The sequence below is a fragment of the Blautia sp. NSJ-140 genome, from assembly GCF_022868965.1.
In the GTDB taxonomy this organism is placed as follows: domain Bacteria; phylum Bacillota; class Clostridia; order Lachnospirales; family Lachnospiraceae; genus Blautia_A.
Genome location: NZ_JALIFS010000002.1, coordinates 237787 through 257681 on the forward strand (window position 1 = coordinate 237787; position 19895 = coordinate 257681).

The 19895-nt window shown below is 43.2% G+C and carries 29 protein-coding genes; 26 read left to right on the forward strand and 3 right to left on the reverse strand.

All coding sequences use genetic code 11. The features are described from left to right. Positions 1-2 precede the first annotated feature (2 nt). Both MUB50_RS03545 and MUB50_RS03550 read right to left on the reverse strand, forming a co-directional pair. Positions 3-707 (reverse strand): LytR/AlgR family response regulator transcription factor, encoded by a 705-nt coding sequence (locus MUB50_RS03545; protein WP_244790117.1) that lies wholly within the window; start codon positions 705-707, stop codon positions 3-5. A gap of 648 nt (positions 708-1355) precedes the next feature. After that, complete coding sequence (locus MUB50_RS03550; protein WP_244790120.1) at positions 1356-1718, reverse strand: transcriptional regulator; 363 nt, start codon at positions 1716-1718, stop codon at positions 1356-1358. A gap of 167 nt (positions 1719-1885) precedes the next feature. On the opposite strand from MUB50_RS03550, the gene MUB50_RS03555 reads away from it, so the two are divergent. Then, positions 1886-2110, forward strand: a complete 225-nt coding sequence (locus tag MUB50_RS03555) for a DUF739 family protein (protein ID WP_244790125.1) — start codon at positions 1886-1888, stop codon at positions 2108-2110. A gap of 105 nt (positions 2111-2215) precedes the next feature. On the opposite strand, the gene MUB50_RS03560 is transcribed toward MUB50_RS03555, so the two are convergent. After that, positions 2216-2404: a hypothetical protein gene (locus MUB50_RS03560; protein ID WP_244790128.1), complete on the reverse strand. Its 189-nt coding sequence runs from the start codon at positions 2402-2404 to the stop codon at positions 2216-2218. 50 nt (positions 2405-2454) lie between these two features. Here MUB50_RS03560 and MUB50_RS03565 point away from each other — a divergent pair, with 50 nt between their 5' ends. The 25 genes from MUB50_RS03565 (at position 2455) to argR (ending at position 19871) form a co-directional block, all read left to right on the forward strand. Next, positions 2455-3144, forward strand: coding sequence for an ORF6C domain-containing protein (locus tag MUB50_RS03565; RefSeq protein WP_244790130.1), 690 nt, complete (start codon positions 2455-2457; stop codon positions 3142-3144). Positions 3145-3157: 13 nt separating this feature from the next. Next, positions 3158-3487 carry a hypothetical protein gene (locus tag MUB50_RS03570; RefSeq protein WP_244790132.1) on the forward strand — a complete coding sequence of 110 codons (330 nt, stop codon included), beginning with the start codon at positions 3158-3160 and terminating at the stop codon, positions 3485-3487. A 135-nt stretch (positions 3488-3622) separates the two neighbouring features. Continuing rightward, a complete protein-coding gene (locus MUB50_RS03575) occupies positions 3623-3802 on the forward strand; it encodes a hypothetical protein (protein ID WP_244790134.1) in 180 nt (59 codons plus the stop codon). Then, on the forward strand, positions 3795-3977 hold the full coding sequence (locus tag MUB50_RS03580; RefSeq protein ID WP_244790136.1) for a hypothetical protein: 183 nt from the start codon (positions 3795-3797) through the stop codon (positions 3975-3977). The genes MUB50_RS03575 and MUB50_RS03580 overlap by 8 nt, the downstream gene beginning before the upstream one ends. Continuing rightward, positions 3970-4308 (forward strand): hypothetical protein, encoded by a 339-nt coding sequence (locus MUB50_RS03585; protein ID WP_244790138.1) that lies wholly within the window; start codon positions 3970-3972, stop codon positions 4306-4308. Before MUB50_RS03580 ends, MUB50_RS03585 begins: the two co-directional genes overlap by 8 nt. 179 nt (positions 4309-4487) lie before the next feature. Further along, the gene (locus MUB50_RS03590; protein ID WP_244790140.1) at positions 4488-4649 is read left to right on the forward strand and encodes a hypothetical protein; all 162 of its coding nucleotides are present in this window, start codon (positions 4488-4490) and stop codon (positions 4647-4649) included. A 2-nt stretch (positions 4650-4651) separates the two neighbouring features. Then, on the forward strand, positions 4652-5302 hold the full coding sequence (locus tag MUB50_RS03595; RefSeq protein ID WP_244802496.1) for an AAA family ATPase: 651 nt from the start codon (positions 4652-4654) through the stop codon (positions 5300-5302). After that, the gene (locus MUB50_RS03600) at positions 5286-5894 is read left to right on the forward strand and encodes a hypothetical protein (protein WP_244802497.1); all 609 of its coding nucleotides are present in this window, start codon (positions 5286-5288) and stop codon (positions 5892-5894) included. Before MUB50_RS03595 ends, MUB50_RS03600 begins: the two co-directional genes overlap by 17 nt. Positions 5895-5909: 15 nt before the next feature. Then, the gene (locus tag MUB50_RS03605) at positions 5910-6407 is read left to right on the forward strand and encodes an ERCC4 domain-containing protein (protein ID WP_244802498.1); all 498 of its coding nucleotides are present in this window, start codon (positions 5910-5912) and stop codon (positions 6405-6407) included. Beyond that, a complete protein-coding gene (locus MUB50_RS03610) occupies positions 6404-6901 on the forward strand; it encodes a CHC2 zinc finger domain-containing protein (RefSeq protein WP_244802499.1) in 498 nt (165 codons plus the stop codon). The genes MUB50_RS03605 and MUB50_RS03610 overlap by 4 nt, the downstream gene beginning before the upstream one ends. A gap of 31 nt (positions 6902-6932) precedes the next feature. Beyond that, complete coding sequence (locus tag MUB50_RS03615; RefSeq protein ID WP_244802500.1) at positions 6933-7172, forward strand: hypothetical protein; 240 nt, start codon at positions 6933-6935, stop codon at positions 7170-7172. Continuing rightward, positions 7169-7474, forward strand: coding sequence for a tail fiber domain-containing protein (locus tag MUB50_RS03620; protein ID WP_330637653.1), 306 nt, complete (start codon positions 7169-7171; stop codon positions 7472-7474). The genes MUB50_RS03615 and MUB50_RS03620 overlap by 4 nt, the downstream gene beginning before the upstream one ends. Beyond that, positions 7474-7959 (forward strand): hypothetical protein, encoded by a 486-nt coding sequence (locus tag MUB50_RS03625; protein ID WP_244802502.1) that lies wholly within the window; start codon positions 7474-7476, stop codon positions 7957-7959. Before MUB50_RS03620 ends, MUB50_RS03625 begins: the two co-directional genes overlap by 1 nt. Positions 7960-8077: 118 nt before the next feature. Further along, positions 8078-9493 carry a GH25 family lysozyme gene (locus MUB50_RS03630; RefSeq protein WP_244802503.1) on the forward strand — a complete coding sequence of 472 codons (1416 nt, stop codon included), beginning with the start codon at positions 8078-8080 and terminating at the stop codon, positions 9491-9493. Between the two features lie 432 nt (positions 9494-9925). Beyond that, on the forward strand, positions 9926-10750 hold the full coding sequence (locus tag MUB50_RS03635) for a SpoIIIAH-like family protein (RefSeq protein ID WP_118513315.1): 825 nt from the start codon (positions 9926-9928) through the stop codon (positions 10748-10750). Between the two features lie 87 nt (positions 10751-10837). Beyond that, positions 10838-12427, forward strand: coding sequence for a peptide chain release factor 3 (locus MUB50_RS03640; protein WP_118624473.1), 1590 nt, complete (start codon positions 10838-10840; stop codon positions 12425-12427). Positions 12428-12507: 80 nt separating this feature from the next. Continuing rightward, positions 12508-12894 carry an Asp23/Gls24 family envelope stress response protein gene (locus tag MUB50_RS03645; protein ID WP_015524453.1) on the forward strand — a complete coding sequence of 129 codons (387 nt, stop codon included), beginning with the start codon at positions 12508-12510 and terminating at the stop codon, positions 12892-12894. A 32-nt stretch (positions 12895-12926) separates the two neighbouring features. Beyond that, a complete protein-coding gene (gene nusB, locus MUB50_RS03650) occupies positions 12927-13403 on the forward strand; it encodes a transcription antitermination factor NusB (RefSeq protein WP_138277307.1) in 477 nt (158 codons plus the stop codon). Next, positions 13400-14605, forward strand: coding sequence for an exodeoxyribonuclease VII large subunit (gene xseA, locus MUB50_RS03655; RefSeq protein ID WP_244790147.1), 1206 nt, complete (start codon positions 13400-13402; stop codon positions 14603-14605). Before nusB ends, xseA begins: the two co-directional genes overlap by 4 nt. Beyond that, positions 14605-14829: an exodeoxyribonuclease VII small subunit gene (gene xseB / locus MUB50_RS03660; protein WP_118624479.1), complete on the forward strand. Its 225-nt coding sequence runs from the start codon at positions 14605-14607 to the stop codon at positions 14827-14829. The genes xseA and xseB overlap by 1 nt, the downstream gene beginning before the upstream one ends. Beyond that, on the forward strand, positions 14819-15706 hold the full coding sequence (locus MUB50_RS03665; protein WP_118513311.1) for a polyprenyl synthetase family protein: 888 nt from the start codon (positions 14819-14821) through the stop codon (positions 15704-15706). The genes xseB and MUB50_RS03665 overlap by 11 nt, the downstream gene beginning before the upstream one ends. A gap of 22 nt (positions 15707-15728) precedes the next feature. Then, a complete protein-coding gene (gene dxs, locus MUB50_RS03670; RefSeq protein ID WP_244790149.1) occupies positions 15729-17615 on the forward strand; it encodes a 1-deoxy-D-xylulose-5-phosphate synthase in 1887 nt (628 codons plus the stop codon). Positions 17616-17699: 84 nt separating this feature from the next. After that, positions 17700-18509 (forward strand): TlyA family RNA methyltransferase, encoded by an 810-nt coding sequence (locus MUB50_RS03675; RefSeq protein ID WP_244790151.1) that lies wholly within the window; start codon positions 17700-17702, stop codon positions 18507-18509. 23 nt (positions 18510-18532) lie between these two features. Then, positions 18533-19393 carry an NAD(+)/NADH kinase gene (locus MUB50_RS03680; protein WP_118624483.1) on the forward strand — a complete coding sequence of 287 codons (861 nt, stop codon included), beginning with the start codon at positions 18533-18535 and terminating at the stop codon, positions 19391-19393. A gap of 16 nt (positions 19394-19409) precedes the next feature. Then, positions 19410-19871 (forward strand): arginine repressor, encoded by a 462-nt coding sequence (gene argR, locus MUB50_RS03685; protein ID WP_021650687.1) that lies wholly within the window; start codon positions 19410-19412, stop codon positions 19869-19871. Positions 19872-19895 lie beyond the last annotated feature (24 nt).

Sequence of the window (19895 nt, forward strand, 5' to 3'; positions counted from 1 at the left end):
CTTTATCTCCCTCCAATGGCGTAGTTTTCATATTTTTCTCTTATTTTTGCAAGTTCTCTTTGCCTGATCGGGACGATCGCGCCAGATACCATCGTAAAAAAATGGCTTACTTCGCTTACCTCGTCCATATTAACTATATAGCTCTGGTGGCAGCGCAAAAATCTTCCGTCAAGACTCTGTTCGATATCATTGAGCTTTCCTCGTTCCTTGTGCGATATTCCGCACGTGCAATGGATCATTATGTATTTGTTCTGGCTTTCGATGTATTCAATATGCCGGAATTCAGCTCTGTGAAAGTAGTCCTTGTTCTTGATGGTAAGCGTTTTTTCACGGATATTTTCAAGAGTCTGCTCAACAACTGAATACATTCTTCCATGCTCGGAGCCTTTAATGATGTAATGCACCGGTAGCACATCAAGTGCATCAAATACATATTCTTTGCGTTCTGTCCAAAAAGTGATATTTCCATAGTATCCGATCTTTCTTAATCTTTTGGCAATCTCTATGCCATTTTCTCCGTTAATGGAGACATCAAGAATTATAATGTCATACCATTCACCATCTGAAACATCGTCAATCAAAGGCTTTCCGCTGGTGTAGGTAGTTAATGTATATCCACCATCACCATGCTCTTTTAAATATCGGTCAATGCTACTTTTGAAAATCTCAATTCGTAAATTATCATCGTCACAAATCGCAATTTTCATTCAAATCATTCCCTTATGGGCGTTGTTTTCGCCGTTTGCAAAAAAAAGTGTTTAAATATGTTATTTTTATTATAGCATCGTTAAATTTAGTTGTAAATAGACATTTTTAGGTGATTTGTAAAATGAAAATAATCAAAAATATACTAATTATAATAGGAGCTGTGCTTTTGCTTAATTACATTGTTTATTTACCAATGTGCGTAGACGATTATATCCGCGAAGAGTCAGAAGTGTATTCTGTCCAAAATGCGTACAGATCTTCTACCCTACATAAGAATAGCGCCCATGAAATAAAGCAGACCATGCCGCCGTTTTTATTCGCCCTGCCACTAAACAGAAAAGACTATATCTTTGATGTTACGAATAATTTCTATGCAATCATAAACATATCGGTGTATATCTGGCAGTTTCCAAGGGCAAACATTAGTAATATAATAGCAAAAAATAAACTAATGTTCGGTTATATTTCCCACAAAACGCACATATACTGTAATGTAGGTGATAGTTGTGACAAGGAGGGTTATTTATGGATTATAAGAAAGAGATTATCGGGATGATAAATGGAATAAAAAAGACAGGTACATTAGAATACCTGTACACATTCATAAAACTATTTCTGGAGAAGTGGGGCGATTAGGCCCCACTTTTTTAATTAGAAAGCATGGAATCAATTAGACTTAAAACAATTTTCTGATCACGTTCGCTTAATAATGAGAATTTTGAAATCAGATTAAAATCTTCTTTCGCCTGATTAGGTGTGTCTTTTCTAGCACGTCCTACATTAAATCCCATTAACCACGACTCTGAAACATTTAGTGCCATTCCTAAGACAACCAGTTTTTCTTGACTAGGTTCTGTCTTTCCGGAAACGTACTGGCTAATATCCGACTTATTCATTTTCACATTGTATTTCTTACAATATGGAAGAACAAGATTAAGAATATCAACCTGTCTCAGATTACGTTCGTTCATCAAAGTCTTAAATCTTTCTGATGAACTAACTTTTTCCATTATATTATTCTCCTTTCGCTTTCTGATGATAATATATCACATATGAAACAAAAGTTCAAGACTTAAAACAAAAAAGTTAAAAATATTGAAAAAATGTATTGACATAGCGTAATGGCGATGTTATATTATAATCAGTTCAAAACATTGAACTAGAAAGGAGTGCAGATATGGCATTTGATTATAGTAAACTCAAGGGAAGAATCATTGAAAAATATGATAGTCAGAGTTCCTTTGCGAATGCTATGGAATGGTCGGAGCGTACATTATCGTTGAAGCTTAACGGAAAGCTGTTTTGGAAACAGTCAGATATTTGCAAAGCAGTTAATCTGTTGGAGCTTTCTGCCGATGATATACAGGACTATTTTTTTAAAGAAAAAGTTCAAAGTTCTTAACTTGGAGGTGAAAACAAATTGAAAAACAGAATCACATTTTGGATTCTTTGCTTTGCGCTTTCGGCTACCTGTGGAGTACTCGGAAGCCTACTCGCGCAGTGGATGCTAAAGTAACATCTGAGTGATTACAGTAGCCAGGAATCCAGTAAATCCGCCAACAACAGCACTAAATAAAGCTACTCGGAAATCATGCCGCCATTGCTGTTTCCGTAATTCTTTTTCTTTAGCTTCTTTTATTTGCTGTTCAAGGACGCTGTGCGGAACTATGGAGCCGTTTGCCATATTCGGTTTCATATTATTATCACCTCCCATCTATAGGGAGTATATCACAAGAAAGGAGACTTATGAACGAATTACAGATTTTTAATTCAGGGGAGTTCGGAGAAATTCGAACAATAGAAATTGACGGGAAACCGTATTTTGTTGGAACAGATGTTGCGAAAGCACTTGGATACAGTAATCCGAGGAAAGCCATTCTTGACCATTGTAAGGGAGTAACGAAACGTGACACCCCTACATCTAGTGGCATTCAGTCAATGTCATACATAAATGAGGGAGATTTGTACCGCTTGATTATGAAATCGAAACTTCCATCGGCAGAGAAATTTGAATCATGGGTTATGGATGAAGTTCTTCCGACAATCAGAAAGACAGGCTCATACCAGAAGCCACTGACGACAGTTGAACAGATACAGGTTATTGCGACAGGATTCTTAGATCACGAAGAGCGGCTTAACAGACTTGAAAATACCATGACTATTGACTACGCACAGCAGGAATCTATTAGAGACTTAGTGTCAAGTGTCGTAATTGCTCACCTTGGTGGGAAAGAGTCAAATGCTTACAAGGAAATTGGCAAGAAAGTATTTGCTGAATGCAACAGAGATATAAAGACTTACTTCGCAGTAAATGCCCGTAATAACATCCCTAAGCTGAGATTTAAAGAATCTATGGAATATGTTAAGAACTGGCATCCATGTACAAATACAGTAATGATGATACGTGACTGTAACGCTCAAATGAGTATCAGTTAGAAAAGAGGTTTATATGAGTGCAGTTGATAATTACGTAGAGCAGAATGCACAGGTTCATCAGTTTGCCGCAGAAGTGGCAAGAATCATATCAGGTATCCCACAGATGCCAGAGTTTTCATCAGAGAACATGACGGTAGCCGATGCAAGTCAGCTGATCGGACTTCCTGTAACATCAATTAGAGCAGGAATTGTGTACGGATGGTTGCCGATTGGTGTGGCTGTGCAGAATAATAAACCAGCAAAAAGCCTTTCCGGTGGCCGAATCACATACATCATAAGCCCTAGGAAAGTCTACGAAGTAACTGGTCATGTCTGGAAAGGCAAAGCTGCTCTTAATAAGTGAGTGCCCCGGAGGGAGTCGACACCTCCACCCCGGAGCTTTGCACCCACTAAAGCACCTTAGTGGATAGATACATTATAGTTCTCTATCTGCTAATTGTAAAGACAAATAAAAAAAATAAGGAGAAATTAGCTAGATATGAGTGAGATTAGAAACGAAAATCAGCCAACATGGGCTGACATCGAAGTAGCACTTGCGACTGAAATCGTCGAAGAAAGTAAGAAGAAATCAAGAAAGTGGTTCACGGCGTGGGTTGTGACGGCCGCTGCACTGGTAGCAAGCAACCTTGCGTGGATCATAGGAGGTATCAGTGAATAATCTGAAAAACATCATCTGTGCCGCACTGATCGGGAGCTTTTCCACATTTCTACCCTTCTGGCAGTGGGGTGGACCGGGCAGACAGCTTTTTGCGGCGGCAATGACCACGATAATCGTACATGGAATTCTCTGGGATATTGATACGCCAGAGAGGAAGGAGAATGGGAATGTTTGAGAAAGAGATTGACGAAATTTACGAACTCTGTAAAAGAGTCGAGAATGAAGTTCCGACAGCTGATGTTACGTTTGAATATTCATCATACGGATTGAATGTAAGAGGAGTTAAAAATAAAGGAATTATCGGAATTCTCGGAAGTAAATTCAATTGGGATTTGTATCAGACTATAAATTTTAATTATCTTTGTGAAAGCGAAATATCCAAGAAGCTCAAGATAATCAAAACTTTTCTGCTGGAACTTCTGATAGATGGGAGGTGCCCGTTAAATGCTAAGTCAAATGGAATTGAAACTCCTGCCAACAATGGAACTGATAACGACAGCGAATGAGCTTCTGGAGGAGCTGAACAGGCGGAAAGCGTACATTCTTGACTGGGAGAACCCGGACATATATCTGAATCACCTTGAGTATCATTGCGCTGGTGGGACATTTTTGAGCGGCGAGCAGAATCCGGCACGGGGAGATGGTTCTGACAATGTTTACTGTTTCTTTAGCGAGGTGAGAAAAGATGCAGGAGAGAATTAATGAAATCCTTGCTCTGATAGACGAGCAGCTTTCCCTTGTAGCTGATAACTACATCGAGAGTTCGTATAAGGCGAGGACGCTGGCGAGCTACGTACAGGCTCTAAATGGGCTTTTAGCGGCTCAGAAATCGTATAAGGAGGAATAACAATGGCAACACCAGTATTGATTATTGGAAAATCTGGTTCTGGCAAAAGTACCAGTCTTAGAAACTGTCAAAACAAAAACTGGAACCTTATCAGAATATTAAACAAGCCACTTCCATTCAAGGGGAAAATTGACGGATGGTTTACAGATGATTACCAGCAGGTAATGAAGTGCCTGATTGCATCAAAAGCTGATTCTATTGTGATTGATGATGCTGGATATCTTATCACCAACCACTTTATGAGAGGACACGCTTCTGCCGGAAAAGGTAATGCAGTATTCTCACTTTACAATGACATTGGTGATTATTTCTGGAATCTGATTCAGTTCATTGTGACAAAGGTTCCGGAAAGCAAAGTTGTATATCTTATGATGCACGAAGATAAGGATGATTCTGGAGACGTAAAGCCAAAGACAATAGGAAAACTTTTGGATGAAAAAGTTTGCGTGGAGGGTATGTTTACAATAGTTCTCCGCTGCATTGAAGAAAGCGGAAAGCATTTATTTGTCACTCAAGCAAGTCAGGGAGCTGTCAGCAAATCACCGATTGGTATGTTTGATTCACTGACCATAGACAATGATCTGGCAGCAGTAGACAAGATTATTAGAGATTATTACGAATTAGGAGGAGCAGACAATGCAGAAACCAAATAGCTATGATACAACACAGGCAGCAGGAGAATTTGAACCAATTAAGCTTGGCGGTCATAAAATGGTGATTAAACAGGTGTCCGAACGTCAGTCCCAGGGCGGACTGAATATGATCGTTGTCCTGTTTGATTTCGCAGATGGAGACGAGCAGGCAGGTTACTTTATGAAGCAGTTTGAGAATGATATTCGCCCAGACAAGAAATACCCGAATGCAGGCACAAATTACATGGTTATTGACGAGAGTGTAGATTATGGTGTTCGTAATCTCAAAACATTCATTACATGCGTAGAAAAGTCAAATCCGGGCTTTGCTGTTAAGTGGGGAGATAACTTCGGGCAGCAGTTCAAAGGCAAGCTGATCGGTGGCATCTTCCGTCTGGAGAAAGACTGGTACGACAATAAAGAAGTGAAACGCCACAAGCTTGCATGGTTCCGCAGTGTGGAAGGAATCAAAGATGCAGATATTCCAGAAGAGCGTACAACAAAAGCGTATGACGATCATCTCAAAGAAGAAGCTATCATGGGAGCGAGTCCAGCAGGAACTGATTTTATGAGTATTCCGGATAGTGTACAGGAAGAGCTTCCATTCAATTAAAAGGATGTGTTTTTAATGGTTATACAGACAGACACAAGAGAACATAAAAAGGAATGGGAACGGATTCAAAAGCAGTTTGACAGTCTTGGAGTACAGTATTTCCGATCGAAGTTATACTGCGGAGATTATCAGTCGTTGGACAATGCAAAGCTCTGTATTGACCGTAAAAAGGATTTACAGGAGCTATGTGGAAATGTCTGCCAGCAACACGAAAGATTCAAGGCAGAGCTTATCAGAGCGCGTGAAGCAGGTATTCAGCTGATTATTCTATGTGAACACGGGCCAGATATCAAATCAGTTGGTGATGTGTATTTTTGGGAGAATCCAAGAAAACACAAAGTCATCTGGAAGACGGTAAACGGTAAGAGAGTAAAGACTGTAATTTCTGATAAGGCTGTTGATGGCTGCCAGTTATATAAATCTCTATGCACGATCAGAGATAAATACGGTGTTCGATTTGAATTCTGTACAAAAGAAGAGACTGGACGGCGAATCGTGGAGTTGTTGTCATGACAAAAGATGAGATCAAGCAATCAGTGAAAATGTCTGAGATTCTTTCCAGGTATGGACTAAAACAGAACAGAGCAGGATTTATATGTTGCCCTTTTCACAAGGAAAAGTCAGCGTCATGCAAGATTTACGATGATTCCTTTTATTGTTTCGGTTGTGGAATCGGCGGTGATGTGTTTGATTTCGTGATGCAATATGAATCCGTTCCTTTTAGCACTGCATTTATTGAGCTGGGCGGTACTTATGTATCAAAAAAAGGTAAAAGCCGCAACCAGATTAGACATGAAGTGCGAGATATCAAATCAAAAAAATGTAATCCCGCTCAGGATCCTAATGAGCTTGAGCAGGTAGAAAAGAACATACTTATGTACGAAACAGCGCTAAAAACCTTTCCTCCTGGTTCAGAAGAGTGGTATATGTGCCAGTTTAATCTCGAGAAAGAAAAAAGCAGACATGAATTACTGTCTGTTAAGTCAGGAGGTGAGGAAAATTCTTGAAAATATTGGAAATTTACAAGCGCAAGACTTTATGGAAAAGCAGCTATATGAAGAACTCTTTTCGATAAAAAATAAAATTGATCGCTCAGAAATCAAGTTCAAGCTGATGGACCGGGCGAAAACTGTGAAAGCAAAACATATAGCAGAAGAATTCATAAAGGAATTTCAAAAAGCAGAGCAGGAAAAGGAAAAAGAAGAAAAAACAAACCGTTCTATGCAGCTGATTGAAAACATCACAAACTTTTATCCCGATTCTGCCGATAAGGAATAAAGAAAAATTTTGAAGACTGCGAAGTGAATGCTCTTGATGCAGTTTGCAAAATGCCGGTGTGTTCGTTCGATTGGAAGGAAAACGGCGTTCATCAGCCACTTGGACTTGTTGCGGATGATTTGGAAAAGATAGACTCCTTGCTTGCACTTGGTGGCGGATATAACGAAGATGGAAGCATAAACGCAAAGCAGATTGACAGATTGCTTCTGACTGAGTACGCCATTAAAGCGATACAGGAACTTAGCGCAAAGGTTGACAAGCAAGAGAAACGTATCAAGGAATTAGAAAGGAGATTACAGTAATGGGTAAATTTAACGAGCACACACAGAAAGCAACACCGGCGGACAACGACACACTGATGATTTATGATGCGGCGGCGAAGGCAAACAAGCTTTCACCATTCAGCGGAATCTGGAACTGGATTGTCGGTAAATTGACCAATGCGGTCATTAGTAACTTGCAGACCAATAACAAGTCCGTGGTGGGGGCTTTAAATGAATTAAATAGTAAAACCTCAAAGCTTGCCTTGGAAGAAAACGTGACCAATATACAGGACTTGATAAGCAAAGCTTCATCTGGCACGTGCATTCTGTTCCACCTCTCTGGTGCTAACTATGCAGGGAATGATCTTCCTATTAGTGAGAAATATAAATATGGATCTGGAATTATTTTTTACCGTAATTCAAATTCATGCAAAATCGTATTATTTCCGGAAGAAATGAAGCCAGTCTGGAAAATGGCTAATTGGGCAAAATGGAAAGACTTCGCAAATAATATAGTCGATTAACAGTAGCTAATTCTTGGTCTTCCCATTTAGTTCATTAAAAATTTCATAAAAAGCTACCAATGGAGTGTGCGTTCTCCACGCAGAAACGTGGATTAAAATGTGAAAGGAGTTGACAGAATTGGAGATTAAAGGAATTGACGTATCATCCAATCAGGGAAAACCGGACTGGTCGAAAGTAGCTAAAACCGGTATCAAATTCGCAATCTTGAGAGTACATCAGAAAACCGGCGTTGACGGCTCATTCGAGTACAACTACAAAGGATGCAAGAGCAACGGAATCCTTATCGGCGGATACAAGTATTCATACGCTCTGACACCGGCACAGGCTATTGACGAAGCAGAGGATGTGATCGCCGCACTGAACGGACGTGGACTGGACTTTCCAGTATTCTACGACCTTGAGTGGTCTAATCAGCGAAAACTCGGCAAACAAGCTATTGAGAACATTGCAGTTGCATTTCTGACCAGAATGAAGAAAGCCGGTTATAAGGTTGGTATATACTGCAACATGGATTGGTACAATAACGTTCTAACTGATGAACTCAGAAAGTATGAGTGCTGGATTGCACGATATCCGGCGGATGATAATGGTTCTGTACAAGAAAGGTTACGTCCGTCTGTTGGTGTAGGCTGGCAGTATTCCAGCAAGGGAAAAGTATCTGGCATCAGCGGAAACGTTGATATGGATGTATTCTACAAGGACTATAGAGGAACGACACAGAAAGGAGAAACAACAATGGTAAAAATCAGTAACTGTGGACATGACGAAAACGGAAGATATGCAGGTGGAAAAGCAGGAGATCAGACCGGTACAGAGTATCAGATCATGAACTGGTACAGCAGACCGTGGCTCTGCGTCCTGAGATTTAATGATGCTAAAATCGCAGCCATGATTGCAGATATGGCGACAAAAGCAGCACGAAACAATCTCATCGGGTACGATCAGGGCACTGCCGGAAACAGCAATGACCGGTATTCGTTCTGGCAGCACTTAAAGGCAAGCAACTACGATCCGGCGCAGATCACGGTAGCTTGCGAATCTGATTGCAGCGCAAGTACAGCAGCTATCGTCAAGGGCGCTGGATATCGCCTGAATAACGCAAAGCTCAAAGCAGTCAGCATTTATCTGACAACACGAAACATGAGAGCCGCAATGAAGGCTGCCGGTGCGAAAGTACTGACGGATAGTAAGTATCTGACATCTGGTGACTATTTAAAGGCAGGAGATATCCTTCTGAACGATAATCACCACGTGGCTATCGCTGTTACCACCGGCGCAAAAGCAAGTACGCCTTCAACCACACTTACCGGTACCTTCCAGACAAGGCTTCCGATTTTGAGAAAGGGCAGTTCCGGTACAGCTGTAGCGATGCTTCAGGCAATGCTGGGCGTAGAAGTTGACGGACAGTTTGGGAACGACACATATAATTCCCTCAAAGTTTTCCAGAAAAATGTTGGTGTAAAGGCAAATGGAACTTGCGGCATTGATACATGGAAGAGAGTGATTGAGCACATGAAAGCAAATACTAAGTGACAAATTAAGCCCCTTGGAGTTAATCCTTGGGGCTTTTTCTTTTAACCAAATTTATGTTCTGATTGATTTTTCCTTCAAAGCAAGTTATACTGTTAACAGTCGCACAGGGATTGAACTTATGATGTAAAGTTTCCTGTGTGGCTACGCACAAGTGAAGAGTGCAGACTGATTCCACCGTGCATTTATGAAAGAGCTGTATGTCCCAATTCGGGGACTGTTAGCAGCGGCACGAGTGGACTGTCAGGAAAAGAGTCGGGCCTAAAAACCCGGCTCTCTTTTTTTACGTCAAATTACGATGTTATGAACAGATATAGATTTGCACGGTTAGTCACAAATTAGTCACAAACAAAGTCTGAAATACCGCATAAACAAAGGATTCTTGAAGATTTTCATTAAAATTAGAATAATGAAAATGAAATGAGGAGAGTAGAAGTGAAAAAGATCATGAAGAAAAATCAGGTAATCATCACCTCGCTGGCCATTCTCATTGCTGTGGCCGGATATCTGAATTTCGCAGATGTGGATCTGGGATTTAAGGATAAGGAGACGAGTACGGACAGCAGCAGTATCCTGGACGATGTGAATTATGACCTGACCGATGAAACAGCCCTTCTGGATGAGAACGGGGCAGATGGCACAACCCAGTCGGAGGTGATGGATACCGCATCCCCGGGCGAGGCCGTACTTACCGGTGCTTCGGATTTTGCAGCACAGGCAAAAGTCAGCAGGGAGCAGGTGCGTTCCCAGAACAAAGCGGACCTGCAGGCGATCATCAGTAATAAAGACATCAGCGATGAGGAAAAACAGAATGCCATTAACACAATGGTTTCCATGACAGATTTTACAGAAAAAGAGGCGGCTGCAGAGCTTCTTCTGGAGGCGAAGGGCTTTGAAAATGTGATCGTAAATCTGACGGGCGAAACTGCGGATGTTGTGGTGCCGGATGCAGATCTGGAGGATGCAAAACGTGCACAGATCGAGGATATTGTAAAGAGGAAAACCGGTGTGGCAGCAGAGAGCATTGTGATCACGCCTCTGAGCCAAAGTAAAAATGCATCGGATGTTATAAATACTGCAGATGAAGCTGAAAAAAATACGGGAGGTGCAGAGGATAATGCGGAAAGTACAGGTGATGAGGTGCAGGATACCGCTGCATCTGTGGAAAGCGATCCGACGGATCAAACATCTGAGGACGCAGAGACGGCTGCAGATATCCAGAACGATCAGACTATTGATACAGAGGGAATTTACGACTGAATTGCCTTGACAGCAAAGCCTTGTCTATACTAGAATAGGAAAGGTTATAGTAAAATAGAGATATCAGAGAATATACAGGAGGCTCACGTGTCGAAGTATACGAAAGAAATAGAAAAAAGAAGAACATTTGCCATCATCTCTCATCCGGATGCCGGTAAAACAACATTAACAGAAAAATTTCTGCTGTATGGCGGGGCCATCAATTTGGCCGGAAGTGTAAAGGGTAAGGCTACGGCCCGCCATGCAGTATCAGACTGGATGGAAATCGAGAAGGAAAGAGGTATTTCCGTAACTTCATCCGTTCTTCAGTTCCATTATGACGGATATTGTATAAACATTCTGGATACACCTGGACATCAGGATTTCTCCGAGGATACCTACCGTACATTGATGGCTGCGGATTCAGCAGTTATGGTCATTGATGGATCCAAGGGTGTTGAGGCACAGACCCGTAAGCTTTTCAAGGTCTGTGTTATGAGACACATTCCGATCTTTACTTTTATCAATAAAATGGACAGAGATGCCAACGATACTTTTGATCTTCTGGATGAGATCGAAAAAGAGCTTGGTATTGCAACCTGTCCGATCAACTGGCCAATCGGTTCCGGTAAGAAATTCCGGGGCGTGTTTGATCGTAATACAAAGAAGATCCTTACCTTCTCCGATACACAGAAGGGCACCAAGGAAGGTGTGATAGAGGAGATTGATATTAATGATCCCCGTGCAGATGAGATCATGGATCCTGAGCAGAAAGAGCAGCTGATGGAAGAAATCGAGCTTCTGGATGGCGCAAGTGCGGAGTTTTCTCAGGAAGAGGTCAGCAAAGGACAGCTGACACCGGTATTTTTCGGTTCTGCTCTTACCAACTTTGGTGTGGAAACATTTCTGGAGCATTTCCTGAAGATGACCACTTCTCCACTTCCGAGAACTGCAGACTGCGGACTGGTAGATCCTATGAGTGATGATTTTTCAGCCTTTGTATTTAAGATCCAGGCGAATATGAACAAGGCTCACAGAGACCGTATCGCATTTATGAGGATCTGTTCAGGTAAGTTTGATGCGACAAAAGAGGTTTATCATGTGCAGGGAGACAAGAAGATGCGACTTCTTCAGCCGCAGCAGATGATGGCAGAATCCCGTCATGTTGTGGAGGAGGCTTATGCAGGTGATATCATCGGTGTCTTTGACCCGGGTATTTTTTCTATTGGGGATACTATCTGCGCACCTGGAAAGAAATTTGCTTTTGAGGGAATCCCGACCTTCGCGCCGGAGCATTTTGCACGTGTGCGCCAGATCGATACCATGAAGAGAAAACAGTTCGTAAAAGGTATCAACCAGATCGCCCAGGAGGGTGCGATCCAGATATTCCAGGAGTTTAACACCGGTATGGAAGAGATCATTGTGGGTGTTGTAGGTATTCTGCAGTTTGATGTCCTGAAATACCGTCTGGAGAATGAGTACAATGTAGATATCCGTCTGGAAACACTTCCATATGAGCATATCCGCTGGATCGCCAACAAGGAGACTGTAAAAGTAGACAAGATCGTGGGAACTTCTGATATGAAGAAAGTCACAGACCTTAAAGGAAATCCGTTACTGCTTTTTGTCAATGCATGGAGTGTTGGCATGGTTGAGGATAGAAACCCTGAGCTGGTACTGACAGAATTCAGTAAATAAGCCCTTTTATTTCATAACTTTTTTTGATATAATAGTATAAAATTACGAACAAAAATATTATATCCGTAGGAGGGTTTCCCATGGCAGAAAAAAGAACAACATATAAGATACAGGATCTGGGTGGAATCGGTGAAGTTCACATTGCAGATGAAGTTGTTGCGATCGTTGCAGGACTTGCAGCAACAGATGTGGATGGAGTTGCTTCCATGGCAGGAAATATCACCAATGAGCTGGTAAGTAAACTTGGAAAGAAGAATCTGTCCAAGGGCGTGAGAGTAACCATTCTGGAAGGAGTCGTTACCGTGGATCTGTCACTGAATATCGAGTATGGCAGAAACATTCTTGAGACAAGCAAGAAGGTTCAGGAGAAGGTTAAATCCGCTATTGAGAATATGACAGGACTTGAGGTTGCAGATGTAAATATTCATATTGCCAGCGTGGATATGGAGAACGAAAAAGGAAAGTAAACCTTTCCTTTTTTCCGTCTTAGGAGGAAATTATGAGAAGAAGAGAACAGAGAGAACATGTATTTAAACTTATGTTTATGACAGAGTTTAATTCAGAAGAAGAGATGACAGAACAGCTCTCTCTTTATTTTGAAGGTCTTGGAGAACTTTCAGAACAGGACCAGGAATATATGAAGAAGAAGTACGCACATGTGAAAGAACATCTGGAAGAGATCGATGCACAGCTGAACAATGCAAGCCGTGGATGGAAGACAAAGCGTATGAGCCGTGTGGATCTTGCGGCACTTCGTCTGGCAGTATATGAGATGGAATATGATGCAGACGTACCGACAGGAGTAGCTATCAATGAAGCGGTGGAACTCGCCAAAAGATTTGGCGGAGATGCTTCCGGTTCTTTTGTAAATGGAGTACTGGGTAAGATCGCATCTGAGAAGGATGAGAAGAAAAACGAGGAGGAGACTGCTGATACAGAAGAGAAGTCAGCAGGAGCCCCGGAAGAGAACGCATGAGAAACGTCTATTCTGTCGGTCAGGTAAACCATTATGTCAAAAATATGTTTACCCAGGATTACTTTCTCCGGAAAGTCTATGTAAAGGGAGAAGTATCCAACTGTAAATACCATACCAGCGGACATATTTATTTTTCTCTGAAGGATGAAACAGGCACATTAAGCTGTGTGATGTTTGCGGGACACCGCAGGGGTCTTGCTTTTCGTATGAAGGACGGGGATAAGGTAGTCGCAGGCGGAATTGTAGACGTATATGAGAGAGACGGGCGTTATCAGCTTTATGCAAAAGAGATCACACTGGAGGGTGCTGGTGCCCTCTATGAGCGGTATCTGGCACTGAAACAGGAACTGGAGGATATGGGGATGTTTGCCCAGGAATATAAGCAGCCCATTCCTCATTTTATTCATACCCTTGGCGTGGTGACAGCACCTACCGGTGCAGCAGTACAGGATATCCGCAATATTGCAGGCAGAAGGAATCCATATCTGCAGGTGATCCTTTATCCGGCACTTGTGCAGGGAGAGGGAGCGGCGCAGAGTATCGTAAAGGGAATCCGGAAGCTGGATGAAGCAGGGGTGGACGTGATCATCGTCGGCCGTGGAGGTGGCTCTATTGAAGATCTCTGGGCCTTTAACGAGGAGAGCGTTGCCCGTGCTATTTTTGAGTGCAGTACACCGGTGATCTCGGCAGTGGGACATGAGACGGATTTTACCATTGCGGATTTTGTGGCAGACCTGCGGGCACCTACACCATCTGCTGCAGCAGAGCTGGCAGTGGATGATTTTCGCAGTGTTCTGGAGAGCTTTCATATGTACGGAGACCGTCTGCAGCGTGCTATGAACAGTAAGACAGAACTTTTTGCCGCAAAACTTAAGGCCTATGAGAACAGATTCCAGTATCTGAGCCCGGAGTCCATGTTACGTGAAAAACGTCAGTATGCATCGGAACTGGAGGAATGCCTGCGTTCTTCCATGGAACAAAAGCTTACAGAGAAAAGACATGAACTGGCAATATGGATCCAGCGGTTTGAGGGACTTTCTCCATTAAGAAAGCTAAATGGAGGATATGCATTTGTGTCCGACTCAGACGGACATGCGGTGACAGAGATCAGTCAGATAAAAAAAGGCGACAGGATCTCCATTGCAGTAACCGATGGAGTCATAGAAGCAGTTGCGGATCGCATCAGGAAGGAAGAGCGATAATGGCAGAGACAGAAGCAAAGAAAGAAGAGAAATCCATAGAAGATACTTTTGGGGAGCTTGATCTGCTTGCCCGGAAGCTGGAGGATAAAGAAACACCTCTTGAGGAGTCTTTCCGTCTCTACAGACAGGGAATGGAGCTCCTTAAGAATCTGAACGGAAGACTGGATACTGTAGAAAAAAAGATGCTTCAGATGAATGAGGATGGGACATTTCGTGAATTTTAAAGAAGAACTGAAAAGAAGAACAGAAGAAGCAGAACATGTGATCCGGGAATATCTTCCGGAAGAATCCGGTTTTGCAAAAACCATGGCAGAGGCCATGAATTACAGTATGACGGCAGGCGGAAAGAGACTCCGCCCGATCCTGATCAGGGAAACCTACGAGCTGTTTGGAGGAAAGGATAAGCTTTGTGAGCCTTTTATGGCGGCTATGGAGATGATCCATACACATTCGTTGATCCATGATGATCTCCCTGCACTGGATAACGATGATTACCGGAGAGGAAGGCTGACTACGCATAAAGTATACGGAGAGGCCATGGGGGTTTTAAGCGGCGTGGCACTCCTTAACAGAGCTTACGAAGTGATGCTTTCCGCTTTTGACCTGACCGGGGATAAAGACCGTGTGATAGCCGCCATGCGGATCATTGCAGATAAGACCGGCATCAACGGTATGCTAGGTGGACAGAGTGTGGATGTGGAAAATGATGGTAAACCTCTGGAACACGAGATGCTGGATTACATTTACAAAAACAAGACCTCCGCATTGATCGAGGCTTCCATGATGACCGGTGCTGTGCTGGCAGGGGCATCTGAGAAAGAACTTGAGGTTGTGGAACAGGCTGCAGAAAACATCGGGCTGGCTTTTCAGATCCAGGATGATATCCTTGATGTGACCAGCACCCAGGAGGAACTGGGAAAACCGATCCACAGTGATGAAAAGAACAACAAGGTTACCTATGTAAGTCTTGTTGGAACCCCGGCAGCAGCCAGCAGGGTTAAAGAACTTTCTGACCATGCGGTAGAACTTTTAGAAGGCCTTGACAGGAAGAACGGATTTCTGGATCTTCTTGTGGAAAGTCTTGTCAGCCGCAGGAAATAGAAGGAACAAAGGAAGGGTACGAATGATTCTGGAAAAAATTAAAAAGCCAAATGATATTCATAAAGTTTCATTGGAGGATTTTCCGCGCCTTGCCGAGGAAATCAGGAGCTTTTTGATCCAGAGTGTAAGTGAGACAGGTGGCCATCTGGCATCCAATCTGGGTGTGGTGGAGCTGACTCTTGCTCTGCATAATGTGCTTGATCTTCCACAGGATAAGCTGATCTGGGATGTGGGACATCAGGCTTATACACATAAGATCCTTACAGGAAGAAAAGACGGTTTTAAGGATCTTCGTAAAGAAGGAGGCTTAAGCGGTTTTCCAAAAAGGAATGAAAGTGACTGTGATTCGTTTGATACCGGACACAGCTCCAATTCCATTTCCGCAGGACTTGGCTATGTCCGTGCCAGAGACCTGATGGGAGAGAAATACCATGTAGTTTCCGTGATCGGGGATGGTGCGCTTACCGGTGGGATGGCTTATGAAGCATTGAACAATGCGGCTGAGCTGAAGACTAATTTTATTATTATCATCAATGATAATAACATGTCTATTTCCAAGAATGTAGGAGGAATGTCCACCTATTTAAGCGCTCTGCGTACAGCTGAGACTTATACAGGAATGAAGATCGGCGTGACAAAAACACTCAAAAAGATTCCTCATGTTGGAACCGCCGTGGTAGATACGGTCCGAAAGACCAAGAGCAGCATCAAGCAGCTGATCATTCCCGGAATGCTTTTTGAAAACATGGGGCTGACTTATCTGGGACCGGTAGATGGCCATAATATGCGCCAGATGATGAAACTTTTTAATGAGGCAAAGAGAGTGGAGGGACCGGTTGTTGTCCATGTCCTTACAGAAAAAGGCAGAGGCTATGGACCGGCATCTTCCCATCCGGAGCGTTTTCACGGAACAGGTCCTTTTGACATTCAGAGTGGCAGACCCCTTGCAGCAAAAACAGCGCCGACATATACGAATCATTTTTCTAGCGCAATATGTTCTTTGGCAGAGAAGAACCGAAAGGTAGTTGCTATTACAGCTGCTATGCCAGATGGAACCGGACTGAACCGATTCCGGAAGAAATTCCCGGAGCGTTTTTTTGATGTGGGTATTGCGGAAGAACATGCAGTAACCTTTGCAGCAGGCCTGGCACTCGGGGGAATGATCCCGGTTTTTGCGGTATATTCTTCGTTCCTTCAGAGAGGGATCGATCAGATCCTCCACGACGTATGTATGCAGGATCTGCATGTGATCTTTGCTATTGACAGGGCAGGATTTGTCGGAGCAGACGGAGAAACACATCATGGATGCTTTGACCTTTCTTATTTGTCCATGATCCCCAATATGACAGTTATGGCTCCCAAGAATGGAAAAGAGCTTGAGGAGATGCTGAAATTTGCAGTAGAAGAGCTGGATGGTCCCTGTGCGATCCGATACCCGAAAGGACCGGCATGTACCGATATGGAAGAATGTCATGAGGCACTTAAGAAGGGCAGAAGTGAAGTGATCACTCCGGGCAGTGAGATTGCAGTTCTTGGGGTTGGCAGCATGGTTTCTGTCTGTCAGAAGATCTGTGAGGAAATAAGAGATCACAGAATAGCAAGAGCTACGTTTGTCAATGTACGTTTTGTAAAGCCGCTGGACACAGGTCTTCTTGACCGGCTTTCGCAGAACCACAGTCTTTTGGTTACTGTGGAGGAGAACGTAAAAAGCGGTGGATTCGGAGAACATGTATCTGCTTATATGGAAGCCTGTCATCCGGAAGTAAGAGTTCTTCCACTGGCAATACCGGATCATTTTATTGAGCATGGAACGGTGGACCGTCAGCGGATGAAAACAGGTTTAAATGTACAGGGAATCCTGGATGCGGTAGAACAGAGCTGGGAAGATCTTGTGAATAACAGAAAATAAAGGACATAACCTTTGCAGAAGAATACGAAGCTGTGAGGTATTTTACAGCCCGGCACATAAAGAGCCGGGCTGTTGGAGGATAATATGAAAAAAAGACTGGATATCATGATGGTGGAACAGGGACTTGCACCGTCACGTGAAAAAGCAAAAGCATATATTATGGCCGGGGAAGTATATGTTAACGGTCAGAAGGAAGACAAGGCCGGTTCCATGTTTGCTGAGACTGCCAAGCTGGAGGTAAGAGGAAAAACCCTTCCCTATGTCAGCAGAGGCGGTCTGAAACTCGAAAAAGCCATGAAAAATTTCGGTGTGACGCTGAAGGATAAGGTGTGCATGGATGTAGGCGCATCCACCGGCGGCTTTACGGACTGTATGCTTCAGAACGGAGCGGTCAAAGTCTATTCCATTGATGTGGGATATGGACAGCTGGACTGGAAACTCAGAAATGATCCGAGAGTTGTGTGTATGGAAAAGACAAACATCCGTTATGTAGTACCGGAAGATCTGGAAGGCCCGGCAGCATTTTCTTCGATCGATGTTTCTTTTATCTCCCTTACAAAAGTACTTCTTCCTGTAAGAAACCTTCTCACAGAAGACGGAGAGGTTGTATGTCTCATCAAGCCTCAGTTTGAGGCCGGCAGAGAAAAAGTTGGAAAAAAAGGTGTTGTCCGTGATCCGAAGGTCCATGAAGAAGTTATTGAGAAAGTCAGAGATTATGCCATGAGTATTTCTATGGAGCCCTGTCATCTTTCCTTTTCTCCCATCAAGGGACCTGAGGGAAATATTGAATATCTCCTTCATCTGAAAAAACATCCGGAAGGAACAGAAGTACCTGTGAGTCTTGAAGTATCCGTAGAGGATGTGGTAAAGGAAGCCCACGGACAGCTGGACTGATGTTTGGAAAGGACTGAAGCAATATGGACAGATTTTATATAATTCCAAACAGTGCCAAGGATCCGGAACTGACATTTTCTAATAGGATCATTGCCTATCTGGAGAAGCATGGTGCCAGGTGTCATGTGCAGAAGATCACCGAAAAAATGGAAGGACCGTATCATTATACAGATCCGGAAGGGATTCCGCAGGATACACAGTGCATTATTGTACTGGGGGGAGACGGAACACTTCTGCAGGCTGCAAGGGATGTGGTGCATCTGGATATCCCACTTCTTGGAATCAATCTGGGAACTCTGGGATTTCTTGCCGAGGTGGACAAAAATTCCGTGTATCCGGCTCTGGATCGGCTTCTGTCAGATGACTATGAGCTGGAAGATCGGATGATGCTGGAAGGAAAGATCTATCGGGGAGAAGAACTTATTGGAAAAGATATCGCATTAAATGACATTGTGATCGGAAGAGAAGGACATCTCCGTGTGATCCGTTTCAAGAATTATGTTAATGATGCATATATGAATTCGTACAATGCAGATGGTATCATCATTTCCACGCCGACCGGTTCTACCGGATATAGTCTGTCAGCGGGAGGTCCCGTGGTTTCTCCCAGTGCCAGTATGATGATCATGACCCCCATCGCTCCCCATACCATGAACACCCGAAGTATCATTCTTTCCGGGGAAGAGGCAGTTACAGTAGAGATCGGTGAGGGAAGGCATAATACCATTGAGAAAGCAGTGGCCTCTTTTGACGGGGATACCCAGATATCCATGGTCACCGGTGACCGGATCGTGATCCGGAAAGCCACAGTCAGGACAAAAATCCTCAAGCTGAATCATCTGAGCTTTGTGGAGGTTCTGAGACAGAAAATGAGTAACAGCTGATGCAGGAGGTTCAATTTTGAAAGTAGCAAGACATGAAAAAATTATCGAACTGATCCGTCAGTACGAGATCGATACACAGGAAGAGCTTGCGGCAAGACTGAATGAGGCCGGTTTTAAGGTTACGCAGGCTACCGTATCCAGAGATATCCGGGCTCTGAAAATGACAAAGGTTGCAGGCAGCAACGGAAAGTCCAGATATGCGATTCTGGAAGAACATACACCGGATGTGTTAAGTGATAAATATTCCAGAGTTCTGAAAGATGCAGTGATCGCTATGAACATTGGACAGAATATCGTAGTAGTAAAAACAATTCCGGGAATGGCCATGGCGGCAGCAGCAGCTCTTGATGCCATGAAATGGCCGGAAATCCTGGGATGTATTGCCGGAGATGATACCATTATGTGTGTGGTGAAAACTTCTGAACAGGCACCGGGTGTAGTTCAGAAGCTTGGTGGGATCTTATCCAGAGGAAAATAAAATGACAGAATATGTAAATGCTTT